Here is a 16,196-nt window from a genome sequence, read left to right on the forward strand (position 1 = left end):
TCAGGCGGGGATCTTCTCTGCTGCCGTCGCGATCAGGTCGAGCGAATAGGGAACCGAGTAGACCGTCGGGGTGCCCAGGGCGCTTGCGTTGTTGTTGTCCAGGAAGACGGTGGCGCCCGACTTCACCGCGGTCCGGTTCGCCCAGCCCGGCAGGGCGTCGAAAGCGGCGGGGTCGCCGCCGAGTGGCCACAGGACCAACAGGTCGGAGTCGAGTAGGTCGGTGCGCTCGGCCGACACCAGCACACGGCTCTGACCCTGCGCGACTTCCTTGATCTTGGGGTCGAGGACAAAGCCCATCTGGGTCATGAGTTTGGCGCTCGGGTCGTTTTCGTCGGCAACCAAACCGATCTGACCCTCATTGGTCAACTGCCCGAACGAGAAGGTCTTGCCCTGTGAGTTCGGGTGCGCGGCCTTGAAGTCGGCAATGTCTTTCTCGACTCCGTCGACCAGGGATTGGGCTTTCTCCTGCTTGCCGAAGATCTTGCCGGCGGTGAGGGTGACGTCTTGCCATGAATCCATGACCGCGTCTTTCTGCATCACCGGGATGACCGGGGCGACCTGGCTCAGGCGTTTGTACTCGTCTTCACTGCCCAGGTATCCGGCCAGGATGAGATCCGGCTCGAATGCAGCGAGCTGGGGAACACCGATCGAGTCGACTCCGAAGAAGGGGACGATCTCGGACTCGTGCGCCGGCGTCCACTCGAACTTGTTGTTCTCGCCGGAGTACCCCTCGGTGACGTACTCGGCCCTGATCGGCACGTCCAGGGCGACCAGCGCATCGGTCCAGTTGCCCAGCATGGTGACCACCACCTTCGGCTCGGAGTCGATGGTGGTGGAGCCGAACTCGTGCGCGATCGTGATCGGTTCGAACCCGGTGCTCTCGGACTTCTCGTCGTCCGGAGAACTGCAGCCCGCGACCACGAGCGCCATCGTCATCAGTGCGGTTCCCACCACACCGGCCCGACGTGAGAACTTACTCAATGCTTACCCCTTTGTGCGTACCGCTGCGTTGCGGTTAGGGGAGCCTAACCAATAGTGCGATGTCGAGGCAAGGCCAGGTCGGCAGCTCCTACTGGGTGCGCGATTTCTGGGTCGCGGCCGGCGAGGCGTCGGTGTTGCCGTACTTCTTCTGCCGCCAGACTCCGATGGCTACGATGACCACAGCAGAGATGGTCGAGAGGGTGATCGCATCGCGCTGGTCGGAGTCGAAGGCCATCAACAACAGAACCGCGACGATGAACACGATCACCGCGACGGTCAGGTACGGGAACAGCCACATGGTGACCGCGGGTTTGTCGCCGCGCGCCCGCATCGTCCGACCGAGGACGAATTGGCTCACGGCAATCGACAGATAGACGAAGAGGGCCACGGCACCGCTGGTGGCCAGCAGGTAGCCGAAGATCTTGTCCGGCAGCACGTAGTTGCCGACGACCGCGAGAAATCCAAGGGCCATCGAGGCGATCACCGACACCCACGGCACCCCGTTTCCGGTCAGCTTCGTCACCGCAGAAGGGGCCTCACCACGCTCGCCGAGCGAGAACAACATCCTCGACGCGGTGTAGAGAGCGGAGTTGAGGCAGGACGCCACCGCGGTGAGTACGACGACGTCCATGATCTGTGCCGACGCAGGGATGCCGATGGCCTCCAGCACCGTCTGGTAGGAGCCGTCGTCGAGTTGGTTGTACGGGACCAGGGCCACCACCACGAAGATCGAACCGATGTAGAAGATGCTGATGCGCCAGATCACAGAGTTGACCGCTTTCCGAATCCCCTTCTCCGGGTTGGGTGATTCGGCTGCGGCGATCGTGACGATCTCGGTACCCATGAACGAGAACATCGTCACCAGCATGGCGGAGATGATCGCGGTGTACCCATTGGCGAAGAAGCCGTCCGGTTCCCACAGATGGCTGACCCCACTGGTCTCCGACCCGGGGAACAGGCCCAGGATCGCGACCACGCCGATGGCGATGAAGGCAACGATGGCAACGACTTTGATGAGTGCGAACCAGAACTCGAACTCGCCGTAGTTCCCGACGCTGACGAGGTTGGTCGCGGTCAGGAGCAAGGTCACCGCCAGTGCCCAGATCCACTGTTCACCGCCGATGAGCTTGCTGAAGATCTCTGCGGCCGCGGTGGCTTCCACCGGGATGACGAGGACCCAGAACCACCAGTAGAGCCAGCCGACGGAGAAGCCCGCCCAACGGCCCATCGCGCGGTGGGAGTAGACGGAAAACGATCCGGTGTCGGGGTTGGCGGTGGCCATCTCGCCGAGCATTCGCATCACCAAGATCACCAGCGTGCCCGCGAGGGCATAGGAGATGAGGACGGCGGGGCCGGCCTTCTCGATGGCGGTGGCCGATCCGACGAACAGACCGGCGCCGATGACGCCTGCGATCGAGATCATGGTGATGTGTCGCGGTTTGAGCGAAGTACCCAGCTGTCCCGGTGCCGCGTTTGTGCTGCCGGCCGCGTGCTGATCCTCGGTTGTCATGTCCGACCTCCGGTTTGTCCCTGCAAGGTTGTCCCCGGGGTCGCGCGGGATCAAACAACGGACATTTAGTTCACATGGACCGATGTGTTGCGCTATGCGAACATCAACGCATGGACAGCAACATCCTGTCTCTGGTGCCCGAACCCGAGACGCCCGGTGCGACCACCGGCATCGGCATGGTGTGCCCCTTCGACATGGCCCTGGACAGAGAGCTGTGGCGATGGATGCCGTGGTCGGTGTCGCTGTATTTCACCCGCACCCCGATGCCGCCGTTGTCGCTGGTGGATGTCGACATGGTCAGCGCGCTCGGGGAGCATTCGCAGATTCGGGATGCTGTCCGCAGTGTCCTCGGGGTGCGGCCCGCCGCTGTTGGCTATGCCTGCGCGTCGGGAAGTTTTGTGCACGGTGTCGCAGGTGCCAAGGCCTTGTCGGACTGCATGCGCGACGCCGGAGCCCCGGCGGCGATCACGACGTCCGAGGCGCTGCTGCGAGCCCTCGACGTGCTCGATCTCGGGCGGGTCGCTGTCGCGACACCTTATGTCGCATCGCTGACCGACCTGCTCTGCGACTTTCTCGCCGAAGCGGGCCGGACCGTGGTCTCGCAGGCAGGACTGGGCTACGACCACGACATCTGGACCATTCCTTACCGCGCGACCGCGGATCTGATCCGGGCCGCCGACAGCCCCGAGGCCGACGCCATCTTTGTCTCCTGCACCAATCTGCCGACCTACGACATCCTGTCAACGCTCGAGGCCGAGCTCGGCAAACCCGTGTTGTCAGCAAACCAGGTGACCGCGTGGGCGACGTTGCAGGAGGCCGGCGTCGTCGACCACGCCGCCGAACCCTGCTCGGTGCAGTCGCTCTTCGGTCGCGTCGCCTGAGTAGTGTTCTGCACATGACCGCACCGTTTGGGCAGGCAGGCACCGCGAAGTACGTGCAACTGACGACGTTCCGAAATGACGGCACCCCGGTCGCGACCCCGCTGTGGGCCGCACTGGACGGCGACAAGCTCGTGATGTGGACGGTGACCGATTCGTGGAAGGTCAAGCGGATCCGCCGCAATCCGGAGGTGCTGGTGCAGGCGTGTGATGCCCGCGGCAAAAAGGCCTTCGGCGACATCGTGAAGGGCACTGCGGAGATCCAGGACGCCGGCGGCACCGAGCGCACGCGTAAGGCGATAGCCAAGAAGTACGGGATTCTCGGGTGGATCACCGTCAAAGGCAGTCAGTTGCGCCGTGGCGACGGTGGCACCATCGGGCTGGCGATCACCCCGCGCGAGTAGTCACCCCGCGCGAGTACTCACCCTCGGAAGAGTGTGCCCAGCTTGTCGCTGCTGATCGTGGTGTCGGCGAGTTTCAGTCCGTGCCAGGCCGTCACTTGATTGGCGGTCAGTACGGGCTTGCCCAGGGTCTCTTCGAGTTCGGGGATCCAGGCGACGGTGTGCAGCGCGGTGTCGGGGATCAGCACCGCCTGGGCATCGGGTGAATCGTTGCTCTTGGCCAGTTCGAGGACGGCGTCGTGGTCGAGTCGGCCGGCCATCGCCGCGGTCGGGATGTCATGAGATACCAACTCGGTGACCTCGATGCCGGCGTGCCCGAGAAAGTCCGCGAAGTGCGACGCGACGTCGTCGGGATACGTCGCGGCGATCGCCACCCGTTGCACGTCCAACTCGCGGCACGCAGCGGCGAACGCAATGGATGTCGACGCCGCAGGTCGCCCCACCTCCTCGCTGATCTCGGCGACCTGCTGATGCGCGCCGTCCCAGCCGAAGACGAAACTGCCGGAGGTACACGCCCACATCACCACGTCCGGGGAGAACGCGGCGACTTCGCGGGCACCCTCGATCAGGCGGTCACTGCTACCCAGGTCGAGCAGGGCGCCCACCTCATGCGCGTCGACGCCGACGGTCGTGAGTATGACGGGCAGCGAAACCTCTTGGCCCAGTATTCGTTCCATGAGCGGGTAGTCGTCTTCGGCGGCGCTGCCCGGGTACAGGATCCCAATGGTGACCGACATCGTCGTCCTCTCTGCTCGGTCCTCGACCTGTTGTCGGATCTGGACAGGGCTGGTCTGTCCACTTCGAGACCGGTACATTACGGTAAATTGTCAACAATCTACCAAGAGGTTCGCCGGATGCGGAGGTGAGTACGGACGTGGAATCGCGACAGAACTGGGGCATCCGCAGCCACGGCGCCTCCGAACTGACCACGCACTACCGCAGCGGTGAGCTCTCGCCGCTGACCATTGTCGAGGAAACACTTGATGCGATTGCCCGGTACAACCCGGACCTGAATGCATTTACGCAGGTCCACGGTGATTCCGCGCGTCGCGAGGCCCTCGAGTCCCAAGAGCGCTATCGGCGGGGCGCGCCGCTCAGTGCGCTCGACGGCGTACCGGTCACCATCAAGGACCTCTTGCTGACGGCGGGCCGGCCGACACTGCGCGGATCCGAACTGATCGATCCGGATCAGCCGTGGCCAGAGGATTCTCCGGCTGTCGCGCGCCTGCACGAAGCGGGTGCGGTGACGCTCGGGAAGGTCACCACCCCGGAGTTCGGCTGGAAGGGCGTCACCGACAGCCCGGCGTTCGGCGTGACCCGCAATCCATGGAACACCGAGCGCACATCGGGGGGCTCGAGCGGCGGCAGTGCCGCCGCCGTCGCTGCGGGTCTCGGGGTGCTCTCTGTCGGCACCGACGGTGGCGGGTCCATCCGAATCCCTGCCGCCTTCTGCGGGATCGTGGGCTTCAAGCCCACCTACGGTCGCGTGCCGATCTATCCGGCCAGCCCTTTCGGGACGCTTGCGCACGTGGGGCCGATGGGACGCAGCGTTGCCGACGTCGCAGCGATGCTCGACGTGATCAGCGGATTCGACGCCAGGGACTGGTCGGCGCTGGCGCCGGCCCCGCCGGTGGACCTCGGCACCGGATCTTTGGACGGACTGCGGATCGCCTTCAGTCCGGACCTCGGGTACGGCACCAACAATCCCGCCGTGGAGCACAAGGTCAGGGACACGTTGGAGGTCTTCACGGGACTCGGCGCGCAGGTCGAGGAGATCGACCTGGCGCTGAGCGACCCCGTCTGGGCCTATCACGCGCTGTGGTTCGCCGGCGCCGCTGTTGTCGTAGCCGCACACGGCCCCCAGGCGCCGGCAAAGATCGATCCGGCACTGGCACGGGCCCTGGATCGGCACAGCGGTTTCTCGGCCGGCGATTTCATCGACGCCACCACCGTGCGGATGGACCTCGGCCGGCGAATGGGATTGCTGCATCAGGAGTACGACCTGCTCATCACGCCTTCGATGCCCGACGTCGCATTCGAGGCCGGCGTCGATGTGCCCGCGGGCAGTGAGAATCCGGACTGGACGAGCTGGACCCCGTACACCTATCCCTTCAACCTGACCCAGCAGCCGGCTATCACGGTGCCGTGCGGGTTCGTCGACGGTCTGCCCGTCGGCGTCCAGATCGTCGGGCCCCGGCACGCCGACGAGCGGGTCCTGCAGGCAGCACACGCTTTTGAACGACAGACCGCTGCACACTCGAGTGCGCCGAAAGGTGGGGAATATGAGTAGGTATCTGCGGATCACGCTCGAGAAGCGGTCGGTGAGTGCCGTTGCCCGGCTGCTCGACGACGAGGCCCCGCGTACGGCCGAGGCGGTATGGCAGGCGTTGCCGCAAGGCGGACAGGTATATCACGGCAAGTTCGCGCGCAACGAGATCTACACACTCCTACCGGCTTTCGCCGACACAGAACCGGGACCAGAGAACACCACCGTCACCCCGATCCCAGGAGACCTGTGCTACTTCACATTCGACGGAACACTCGAGAACTCCGCATATGGGTACGACAGCGACAGCGCGGCACGGGGTCACACCTTGCTGATCGACCTGGCGGTGTTCTACGGCCGGAACAACCTGCTCATCAACGGCGACGTGGGGTGGGTTCCCGGCAACGTCTTCGCGACGATCGAAGAGGGACTGGGGGAGTTCGCCGCGGCCTGCAACGATGTCTGGATGGGCGGCGCGCGCGGTGAGACGCTCACCTATCAGAGAGTGGACTGAGCAATGACCGAACCGATGAAGGCTCCCGACACCGCACGAAAACGCGCGGCTCGGTCCAGGGTCCTCGAGCCGCTCGTGCAGGAGTCGACGCCGGCAATCATCGCCAGGCAGCTACGCGCGGCCATCGCCGGTGGCGACTTCGCTCCGGGATCACAGCTCACCGAATCGGGGCTCGCAGCCGATCTCGGGGTCAGCCGTGGCCCGTTGCGCGAGGCGATGCAGCGACTGACCCAGGAAGGTTTGCTGGTCAGCTACCGCAATCGCGGGTTGTTCGTCATCACGATGGACGACGACGACATCCGCGACATGTACGTCGCCCGGACGGCCATCGAACGTGCGGCGCTCGAGCAGGTCATCCTGCGCAACCCGGACGAGGCGGTGGATGTTCTCCGTGGGTGTGTCGAAGAGATGGAACGGTATGCCGATGAACCGAACGGCCCACAGATAGCGGACGCTGACATGGGCTTTCACCACGCACTTGTCGAATTGGCGGGTAGTCCGCGGCTCTCGCGCCTGCACGAGACGATCTTGGTGGAGACCCGGATGTGTCTGGGCGCGATGCGCGGGACGTATGCTTCCTCGGAGGAACGCATCGGTGAACATCGTCGGCTGGTCGAGGCGATCGCAGTGCGCGACATCAAGGCCGCGGACGAGATCATGATCGACCACATGCGCGATGGTTTGCGCCGCATCATTGCGGAACCGGGGGCGGTATCGCAATTCGCCGGTGCGGGGATGGCACCAAGTTCTAACGTACCCATGAACCGTCCGACAGCGGACTCGAAGCGCATCGGACCGCACACCTGACCTGCAGCATCCGCGGGCCGCGTACCACCTAGGAGGCAGCCACACAGAACCGAATGGCAACACCTGCTCTCGAGCATCCGGGGGCAGTTGCAATTTGTGGGCCTCGAAGACACCGGATCGATTGAATGTCTTCAGTTTTGAGGAGGTATCGATGAGCCCAGATATACAGAAGAAGTCTGCAGTACCACCGGGTTTCCCGGATCCGGAGTCCCCGGAAGGCAAGAAGCTACTACGCAAGGCGATCGGTGCATCCGCCATCGGCAACGCGACAGAGTGGTATGACTACGGCGTCTATGCCGCGACCACCACCTACCTGACCCAGGCATTCTTCCCTGGCGACCTCGGCACCATCGGCACCATGCTCGGCTTTGCAATCTCATTCGTACTCCGTCCGCTCGGAGGCATGGTCTGGGGTCCGATCGGTGACCGCATCGGTCGAAAAGCTGTGTTGGCAATGACGATTCTGCTGATCTCGGGTGCCACCGCGCTCATCGGTGTACTTCCGACAGAGGCCGTGGTCGGGATCTGGGCGCCGATTCTGTTGATCACCTTGCGTGTGGTGCAGGGCTTCTCCACCGGTGGGGAGTACGGCGGCGCAGCGACGTTCATGGCCGAGTACGCGCCGGACCACAAGCGTGGCAAATACGGCAGCTTCCTCGAGTTCGGCACTCTCGCCGGCTTCGTCATGGGTACTGCGTTCGTGCTGGTCCTCGAGCTGTTCCTGACGGACGACCAGATGCAGCAATGGGGCTGGCGCGTGCCGTTCCTGTTCGCGCTGCCACTGGGGCTGATCGGTCTGTATCTGCGAAATCAGATGAACGACACCCCCGTGTTCACGGAGATGGAGCAGAAGGACGCGATCGAGGGATCTGCGTGGCAGGCCTTCAAGAGCCTGCTGACCACCTACTGGCAGCCGATTCTGGTGATGTTCGGGCTGGTGATCGCACTCAACGTCGCGAATTACACGTTGCTGGCCTACCAGCCGACGTATCTCAAGACCACCATCGGCATGACCGAGACCACCGGCACCATGGTGATCCTGATCGGTGAGCTCGCGATGATGGCCTGTATCCCGTTCTTCGGGGCGTGGTCGGACAAGATCGGACGAAAACCCATGTGGTGGGGCTCGTTGATCGGATTGTTCGTCTTCGCCTTGCCGATGTACTGGCTCATGGGCAAGGGATTGGCCTGGGCGATAGTCGGATTCGTCGTCCTCGGGTTGCTGTACATCCCGCAGCTGTCGACCATCTCGGCAACGTTCCCGGCGATGTTCCCCACGCAGGTCAGGTATGCGGGCTTCGCGATCTCATACAACGTCGCGACAGCTGCCTTTGGTGGCACCGCCCCGTTGATCAACGATGCGGTGACCGCGAACGAGGGTTGGGAACTCTTTCCCGCTGCATACATGATGCTCGCGTGTGCGATCGGCATGATCGCGTTGCCGTTCCTGCGCGAGACCGCCGGCTGCTCTATCCGCGGGACCGAGGTCCCAGGTGATGAGACAGAGGCCGAAAAGAAGTTGATCAGCTCAAACTGAGATGTTCGAGTAGGAAGGGCCCGGTCACCTGAGGTGACCGGGTCTTTTCGTCGTCCGAGCCGAATCGCCGCCCCGACCGTGCCGAGGCTGCCGGCGACGACCGAATAGTTCGAGTCCAATCATCAGGCCAGGGCGAGGAAGAGTTTTTCCAGTTCGGCTTCGGTCAAGGGCGCCTGGTCACCGTCGGCGCCGTTGATGCACTGACGCATCCCTGAGGCAACGATTTTGAAACCTGCGCGGTCGAGTGCACGGGACACGGCCGCGAGTTGGGTCACAACATCTTTGCAATCACGCCCGGCTTCGATCATCGCGATCACCCCGGAGAGTTGCCCCTGCGCCCGCCGGAGCCGGTTCAGTACTGCCGTCATCGCCTCTTCATCGCCAGTCACGGGGCATGCCTCTCTGTTTGTTCATTCATCTTGAGGGTACCCCAGGGGGTATGAGTTCGCGCCGCTATAGGTTGACTCCAACATACCCCCGGGGGTACCTTCGGCTGCACATAGATACCCCCTGGGGTATATGACCTAGATTGATTCTAGAGGAGGTCCTTCGCATGCCGGACACCACGACCACCGTTCACCAGCCCGGCTCACCACCCACGTCGGTGCCCGGCGTGCTGGGCCGCTGGGGGGCGGCGATGGCCGGGCGTTCCCGCTGGGTCTTCGCCATTTGGCTGTTGGTACTCGTCGGTCTGGGTGCAGTTGCGCCGTCAGTGTTTTCCTCCTTGGCAGGCGCCGGCTGGCAAGCCAACGGGTCGGAGTCGGTGCAGGTGCGAGAGCTGGCGCAGCAGCACTTCGGCGGCAACTCATCGGCTGCGGTGCAGGTCGTCATCCACTCCGATCGCGACACCATCGACAGCCCGGCCATGCAAGAAACCATCGCGAATGCCACCGCAGTGTTCGGCGGTGACTCCCGGTTCGGCGAGGTTGTACCCCCGCAACCGGGCATGAGCATCAGCCCAGATCAGCACACCGGCATCCTGATCGCCGGCGCGAACGCGAACACCGACGACATGGTTCGAGCCGTCGACGAGGTCAAGGGCGAGCTCACCGAACTCTCGCGCGATGGTGTTGAGGTGTATCCCACGGGAGCCTCGGCCTTGTGGAGCGACTTCAACAAAGCCAACCACGACGCGATGATCAAGGCCGAGCTGTTCTCGTGGCCGGTCACTCTGGCCATCATGGTCCTGGCCTTCGGGTCGCTCGTGGCCGCCGGTCTGCCACTATTGCTCACCATCGCCGGCCTGGTCGCCTCCGCCGGTGGCCTGGTCCTACTCAATCAAGTCACGCCGATCTCGGTGTGGGCCATGAACTTTGCAATGATGTTCGCCCTCGCACTCGGAATCGATTACGCGCTGTTCATCGTCTCCCGATTCCGGGACGCCCTCAACAACCACACCAACAAGACCCACGCGGTCGCCGAAACGATGGACACCGCAGGTAAAGCCGTGGTGCTGTCGGGACTGACCGTGCTGGTCAGCCTGTCGGCGGTGTTGCTGGTGCCGGCGCCTGCGGTGCGGACGATGGCTGTGGGCATCATGCTGGCGGTGACGTTTGTCCTCGCGGCCACGTTGACGTTGCTTCCGGCCACCCTGGGCGCACTCGGGCCGAACGTCAACGCTGCCTCGCTCCCGTACGCCAAACGCCAACAGCACCGTTCGCCGCTGCTCGAACGCTGGGGCAAGATCCTGCACAACCACCCATGGCCGTTCGCGCTCGGCTCCCTCGCCGTGCTGATCGCGCTGGCCATCCCGGTCATCGGCCTCAAAGTCGCCATGCCCTCGATTTCGGTGGTCCCCGAGGAGGCCCCGGTGCGCCAGGGATACGAATTGGTCCAGCAGCAGATGGGTGAGGGCGCCCCCGGCATGCTCCAGATCGTCGCACCCTCGGACCAGGCGCAGCAGGCTGCCACTGCAGCGGCACAGACACCCGGAATCAGCATGGTCACCCCGGCGCAACCTGCGCTCGACGGCACCGACTACGTGATAATGCAGGCGCTGCCCGCAGTTGATCCCTCCGATGCCCAACTCGGCACCATCGTCGATGACCTGCGTAGCGCATTGCCCGCGGACGCGCTGGTCGGCGGCGCCCCCGCGGAGAACCTCGATCTGCAACAGGCTCTGGACGACTACTTCCCCCTGATCGTCGGCATCATCTTGGTTCTCGGGTTCGTCCTGCTCCTGGTCTCACTGCAAGCCCCACTGATCGCGCTGATTGGCACCGTCGTCAGCCTCCTGTCGACTGCGGCTGCGTTCGGTGTCGCCAAGCTCATCTTCCAGGACGGCCACCTGTCCGACCTGCTCGGATTCACCCCACAAGGATTTCTCGACGGCTGGGGTCCGGTGTTTTTCTTCGCGATGATCTTTGCCATCGCCATGGACTACACCGTGTTCCTCCTCGCCACCGCCAAAGAACACTACGAGCGCACCGGTGATGCCGACGTCGCGCAGATCGACGGGATGGCGCACTCGGGACGGATCATCTTCGCCGCGGCAGCGGTCATGGTCGCGGTGTTCTTCACGTTTGCGCTGGCAGAGCCGTTGCCACCCAAAGAGATGGGCATCATCCTCGGTGTTGCTGTTCTGCTCGATGCAGTACTCATCAGGCTGATGTTGCTACCAGCTCTGCTCCGCCTCACCGGACGGGCCGCATGGTGGTCACCGACCTGGCTTCGGAAAGTCCTGCCCGCGATCTCGTTCTCCCACTGACAACCGCCCCCGACCCGCTAGATCAGCACGAATACGCCCACTGGAAGGAAAGCTGTTATGTCACTGTCTATCTCCACTGTTCTCAACCTCCCGTTCGACGAGGCGGTCGCACGGACCCGTGCCGCTTTGTCCGACCAGGGTTTTGGGATCCTCACCGAGATCAACGTCAAGGACACCCTGAAAACAAAGATCGATGTGGACATGGAGGAATACCTGATCCTAGGCGCCTGCAACCCGCCTCTGGCCCACCGTGCCCTGGGGGTCAATCGGCAGATCGGACTGCTGTTGCCGTGCAACGTCGTGGTCCGCACCGACCCCGCCAATCCATCGAACTCGATCGTCGAAGCCATGAATCCCGAACTCATGGTTGAGGTATCCGGAGAACCGGAACTCGCATCGGTAGCTGAGGACGCGTCCGTCAAGCTCACCGCCGCCATCGCCGCGTTGCAAGCCGCAGCATCCGCGTGAACCCCAACAGCCCGCAACCTGAAGGAGTACAGATGAGCGCAGTGACGATCTATTTCGACCCGGCATGCCCGTTCGCCTGGGCCACGTCTCGGTGGCTTGTGAACACCGCGCAACGCCGCGACATCGAGATCGATTGGCGCCAGATGAGTCTTGCGGTGCTCAATGAGGGCACAGATTTTCCCGAGCATCAGCGGCACCACATGGAAGTGTCCCAGCAACTGGGCCGTGTCCTGGCCGCCGCGCAGGACCGGGCCGGCGACAGCGCACTCGGACCGCTCTACACCGCCCTGGGCAAGCGGGTGCACCAGCAGGGCGCCGACGTCACCACAGCGATGGTGGCCCAAGCGCTCACCGAGAGCGGCCTCGATCCCCAGCTCGCCGACAGCCTCGACGACTCCACCTACGACAGTGCAGTGCGCGTGGCACACCAGCAAAGCCAAGACAGCCTCGGCGACTCCGGTGGTAGCCCCATCACTTGCATCGACGGCCAGTGCTTCTTCGGTCCCGTACTCACCGCCATTCCCGATGACCGCGAGGGTGACGAGCTGTTCGATGCCGTGCACACATTGGCGGCGACGAGTGCCTTCGCGCAACTGCAACGACCACACAGCGGACCGCCGACATTTGCTCAATGAGATCTGCGCACCGCCGGGTGAGTGCGTCGGTCCTTCAGAAGTAACGCAGGTGATTCGCGGCTATTGAGGTGTCGGGTGTGTCGCTGACGGCAACAACCCGGTGAACAGGCAGGATCGTCCACGAGGGCGTTGCGTTGCGCCGCCGAAGACACCGACTGATCGGGAGATCCAATGGAGCCGGCCGTCACGTACGAAATCTTCGACGATGGGCGTATCGCCCGCGTGTCCCTCAACCGCCCCAAGGCGCGGAACGCGCAGAATCGACGGTTGCTCGTCGAACTCGACGAAGCACTACGCAAAGCCGAGGCCGACGACACTGTGCGGGTGATCGTGCTGGCGGCCAATGGCCCGAGCTTCTCTGCCGGCCACGACATGGGGTCGGAGGAAGCCGTCGCCGAAGTCGTACCCGGGCCTGATCAACATCCGACATTTCGTATCGACGGCGGAACGAGGGGAAGCGTCGTCGAAAACAGGGCCCTTCAGGAGTGGCACTACTACTTCGAGAACACCAAGCGCTGGCGCGAATTGCGCAAGATTACGATCGCGCAGGTGCACGGGAACGTGATCTCCGCCGGGCTGATGCTGATGTGGTCGTGCGATCTCATCGTCGCGGCCGACGACACGGTGTTCTCCGACGTCGTCGCCGCACGGCTGGGGATGCCCGGTGTCGAGTATGTGGCCCACCCGTGGGAGTTCGGACCCCGCAAGGCCAAAGAGTTACTGCTGACGGGTGATTCGATCGACGCCGAAGAGGGCTACCGACTGGGAATGGTGTCGAAGATCTTCCCGTTGGATGATTTGCCCGACAAAACCCTCGACTTCGCGAAACGCATCGCGTCACGACCCACTTTTGCCGCGTTGTTGGTCAAGGACACCATCAATGGCGCCGTCGACGCGATGGGATTCCAGGAGTCCCTGAAGCACTCGTACTACATCCATCAACTCGGTCACGCGCACTGGTCGGCGTTGCACGACGACAAGGTTCCTGTCGCGAAACCGGGCCCCGACATCGACGACTGGCGGACCGCCGGTCCGCCGAAGGCATCGGACAAGTACACGCCCTGATCGTGCCTAGAGCAGGCGCAAGGCCAACAGGGCGTACGCCTTTGCCGCGATGACCAGCTCGGCGATCGAGACCGACTCGTCGGGCCGGTGCGCCTGATCATTCAGACCGCCCGGGCCGAGCACGATGGCGGGAATACCGAGATCACGATTGATGAAGCCACCGTCGCAGGCTGCGGTCCAGCCGGTGATGGAGGTGGCACCGCCTGCATCGACGACCGACGCGGCGGCCTGGGCGGCCAGTGGGTGATCGCGGTCGGTCTCGAAGCCGGGCATCGCCATCGTGACCTCGACGTCGACGGTGATGCCGTCGGAGTCGATACCCGCTTCGCTGATGGCGCCCCGCAACCACTTGGCGACCTCGAAGGCGTCTTCACCTGGCATGAGGCGGCGGTCGAAGCTGACGGTGGCGCTGGGCGCCACGACCGAAATACCTTGACCGCCCTCGATCAAGCCGGTGTTCCAGGTGCCGGTACCGAGCAGGGGATCGGGCGATTCGAGCATGCTCCGTTGATCTGCGCGGACCAGGTCGATGATCGCGGCCGCCGCATCGATGGCGTTGCGGCCATCGGCGGGACGGCCCGAATGTGCTGCGCGACCGGTGATCCGGACCTCGATGTACGACGCGCCCCGGCAAGCGACGACGGTTTCGAGGTCGGTGGGCTCGGCGACCACACAGCCGGCGAACCGGTACGGCGACGAGCGCGTCACGAAGTCCCGGATACCGATCCCGAGGTCCTCCTCATCGACGGTGCAGACGAGCTGCACCGGCCCGGGGAGCTGGATTCCAGATCGTGACAGCGCCGCCATCGCGATGACGGCGGCGGCAAGCCCGCCCTTCATGTCGGTGGCGCCGCGGCCGAAGATACGGCCACCCGCAACGCTCGCCTCGAATGGCCTGCGAGTCCAGCCGTCGCCGGCTGGAACGACGTCGGAGTGGCCCAGCACCATCAGGCCGGGGCCATCCCCGGCCCCCGGCAATGTCGCGGTCAGGTTCGGTCGTCCCGGGGCGACGTCCAAAGTCTCGACTGTGAAACGCAGCGCATGGCAGGCTCGTTCGAGCACGGCGACTGTCTGACCTTCGGTACCTCCGGGATTCTCACCGCCGGCGTCTATCAACGACCGGGTCAGGCCCACCAACTCTGTCTCGTCGATGAGATCGAGTACGACGGTTTCTCGCGCCGCGAGCTCGGTCACGAGGCGGCCAGCGCCAGATCCAGTGCACTCTTGAGGCGACGGACACCCTCGTCGATCCGTTCCGGGGTGCTGGAGGCGAAACACAGGCGCAAGGCATTGCGGAAATGACCGCCGGGCGAGAGAGCCGGACCCGGGATGAACGCGACACCCTGAGCGAGGGCGATCTCGAACAGTTCGCGGGTGTCCAGGCCCTCGTATTTGCCCTGCAACGTGACCCAGAGGAAGAAGCCGCCGTCGGGATTGGTGCTGGTGTAGTCCTCGCCGAGGTGGCTCTGCAAAGACGTGAGCATGGCGTCGCGCCGGATGCGGTAGAGCTCGCGGATCGACACGAGGTGGTCGTCGAGGCCACCGCGGGAGATGTACTCGGCGACGATGTGCTGGTTGGGCACGTTGGTGCAGGTGTCCATGGCCTGTTTGCCGTTGATCAGTAGTTGGCGCAGCGCAGGGTCTGCGTCCACCCAGCCCACGCGCCAACCCGGCGCGAGGATCTTGGAGAAGGTCCGTACCGAGAAGAGCAGGGGATCATCGGGACTCAGGGTCCGGAAGGTCGGGATCTCCTCACCGGAAAAGCGCAGCAACGCGTACGGATCGTCATCGATGATGACCGCTCCCCACTTGTGGGCCATCTCCAGCAACGCCTTTCGGCGCTCGAGGGACAGCGTCACACCGGAGGGATTCTGGAAGTTCGGGATGGTGTAGATCGCCTTGGGGGTGCGATGGGTGCGTGCCACCAGATCGGGCAGCAGGTCGACCATCATGCCCTCGTCGTCGACGGGGACCTCGAGTAGCTGCGCACCGTAGGAGAGCGCCGTCGCACTACCGTTGGTGTAGGTGGGAGATTCGGTGATGACCAGGTCGCCCGGATCGACGAAGAGCTTGCACGCCAGATCGAGGCCTTGCATGCCCCCGGTGGTGATGACCAACCGGTCTTCGCTCGCCGGATCCGGTGTCCCGGCGAGATATTTGACGAGCAGATCGAGCAGCCGAGGTTCGCCCTCGGAGGCGCCGTATGTGAACGACGTGTGGTCGAGGATGCTGCCGGCGATCTCGCGGAACTCCTCGGCGGGCACTGCCTCATCGGCCGGTGACCCCATCGCGAATCGCACGATGTCGTGCTGTTGAGCTGCGAGCAGTGAGGTCGACGAGTCGATCATCGATCCCACGAGATCCTTGGCCCGGCCGGCGAGCGGGAAGGTGGGTGAGTGGTGGGAGAGTTCGGTCGCTGTCATGGTT

The 16,196-nt window shown here is 64.0% G+C and carries 16 protein-coding genes; 10 read left to right on the forward strand and 6 right to left on the reverse strand.

What is annotated here, in order from left to right; all coding sequences use genetic code 11:
* On the reverse strand, positions 1-981 hold the full coding sequence (locus DFR67_RS02835) for an ABC transporter substrate-binding protein (protein WP_245937690.1): 981 nt from the start codon (positions 979-981) through the stop codon (positions 1-3).
* Positions 982-1,069: 88 nt separating this feature from the next.
* Positions 1,070-2,491, reverse strand: coding sequence for an amino acid permease (locus DFR67_RS02840; protein WP_110467937.1), 1,422 nt, complete (start codon positions 2,489-2,491; stop codon positions 1,070-1,072).
* 110 nt (positions 2,492-2,601) lie between these two features.
* On the opposite strand from DFR67_RS02840, the gene DFR67_RS02845 reads away from it, so the two are divergent.
* Complete coding sequence (locus DFR67_RS02845) at positions 2,602-3,372, forward strand: maleate cis-trans isomerase family protein (RefSeq protein WP_110467938.1); 771 nt, start codon at positions 2,602-2,604, stop codon at positions 3,370-3,372.
* Between the two features lie 14 nt (positions 3,373-3,386).
* Positions 3,387-3,773, forward strand: a complete 387-nt coding sequence (locus DFR67_RS02850; protein WP_110467939.1) for a PPOX class F420-dependent oxidoreductase — start codon at positions 3,387-3,389, stop codon at positions 3,771-3,773.
* 17 nt (positions 3,774-3,790) lie between these two features.
* On the opposite strand, the gene DFR67_RS02855 is transcribed toward DFR67_RS02850, so the two are convergent.
* On the reverse strand, positions 3,791-4,507 hold the full coding sequence (locus tag DFR67_RS02855) for a maleate cis-trans isomerase family protein (RefSeq protein ID WP_110467940.1): 717 nt from the start codon (positions 4,505-4,507) through the stop codon (positions 3,791-3,793).
* 125 nt (positions 4,508-4,632) lie between these two features.
* Between DFR67_RS02855 and DFR67_RS02860 the strand changes: the two genes are divergently transcribed.
* From DFR67_RS02860 to DFR67_RS02875, 4 genes are all read left to right on the forward strand, one after another.
* The gene (locus tag DFR67_RS02860; RefSeq protein WP_425451239.1) at positions 4,633-6,060 is read left to right on the forward strand and encodes an amidase; all 1,428 of its coding nucleotides are present in this window, start codon (positions 4,633-4,635) and stop codon (positions 6,058-6,060) included.
* The gene (locus DFR67_RS02865) at positions 6,053-6,550 is read left to right on the forward strand and encodes a DUF3830 family protein (protein WP_110467942.1); all 498 of its coding nucleotides are present in this window, start codon (positions 6,053-6,055) and stop codon (positions 6,548-6,550) included. The genes DFR67_RS02860 and DFR67_RS02865 overlap by 8 nt, the downstream gene beginning before the upstream one ends.
* Before the next feature lie 3 nt (positions 6,551-6,553).
* The gene (locus tag DFR67_RS02870) at positions 6,554-7,357 is read left to right on the forward strand and encodes a GntR family transcriptional regulator (protein ID WP_110467943.1); all 804 of its coding nucleotides are present in this window, start codon (positions 6,554-6,556) and stop codon (positions 7,355-7,357) included.
* A gap of 151 nt (positions 7,358-7,508) precedes the next feature.
* Positions 7,509-8,894: an MFS transporter gene (locus tag DFR67_RS02875; protein ID WP_110467944.1), complete on the forward strand. Its 1,386-nt coding sequence runs from the start codon at positions 7,509-7,511 to the stop codon at positions 8,892-8,894.
* Positions 8,895-9,016: 122 nt separating this feature from the next.
* Here the strand turns inward: DFR67_RS02875 and DFR67_RS02880 are convergent, their stop codons facing one another.
* Entirely contained in the window at positions 9,017-9,283 is a 267-nt protein-coding gene (locus DFR67_RS02880; protein WP_010843899.1) for a metal-sensitive transcriptional regulator, read from the reverse strand.
* Between the two features lie 164 nt (positions 9,284-9,447).
* On the opposite strand from DFR67_RS02880, the gene DFR67_RS02885 reads away from it, so the two are divergent.
* The 4 genes from DFR67_RS02885 to DFR67_RS02900 all read left to right on the forward strand — a co-directional run bounded on the left by DFR67_RS02885 (position 9,448) and on the right by DFR67_RS02900 (position 13,769).
* On the forward strand, positions 9,448-11,601 hold the full coding sequence (locus DFR67_RS02885; protein WP_110467945.1) for an MMPL family transporter: 2,154 nt from the start codon (positions 9,448-9,450) through the stop codon (positions 11,599-11,601).
* 57 nt (positions 11,602-11,658) lie between these two features.
* Positions 11,659-12,069 (forward strand): DUF302 domain-containing protein, encoded by a 411-nt coding sequence (locus tag DFR67_RS02890; protein ID WP_110467946.1) that lies wholly within the window; start codon positions 11,659-11,661, stop codon positions 12,067-12,069.
* A 32-nt stretch (positions 12,070-12,101) separates the two neighbouring features.
* Positions 12,102-12,704 carry a mycothiol-dependent nitroreductase Rv2466c family protein gene (locus DFR67_RS02895; protein ID WP_110468286.1) on the forward strand — a complete coding sequence of 201 codons (603 nt, stop codon included), beginning with the start codon at positions 12,102-12,104 and terminating at the stop codon, positions 12,702-12,704.
* A 171-nt stretch (positions 12,705-12,875) separates the two neighbouring features.
* Positions 12,876-13,769, forward strand: coding sequence for an enoyl-CoA hydratase (locus DFR67_RS02900; RefSeq protein WP_110467947.1), 894 nt, complete (start codon positions 12,876-12,878; stop codon positions 13,767-13,769).
* A gap of 6 nt (positions 13,770-13,775) precedes the next feature.
* Here DFR67_RS02900 and DFR67_RS02905 read toward each other — a convergent pair whose 3' ends face one another.
* Complete coding sequence (locus DFR67_RS02905) at positions 13,776-14,963, reverse strand: M20 family metallopeptidase (RefSeq protein WP_110467948.1); 1,188 nt, start codon at positions 14,961-14,963, stop codon at positions 13,776-13,778.
* A complete protein-coding gene (locus tag DFR67_RS02910; RefSeq protein ID WP_110467949.1) occupies positions 14,960-16,192 on the reverse strand; it encodes an aminotransferase-like domain-containing protein in 1,233 nt (410 codons plus the stop codon). The genes DFR67_RS02905 and DFR67_RS02910 overlap by 4 nt, the downstream gene beginning before the upstream one ends.
* Positions 16,193-16,196: the final 4 nt, after the last annotated feature.

Origin of the sequence: Williamsia limnetica (genome assembly GCF_003217475.1) — a bacterium.
GTDB classification, from domain to species: domain Bacteria; phylum Actinomycetota; class Actinomycetes; order Mycobacteriales; family Mycobacteriaceae; genus Williamsia; species Williamsia limnetica.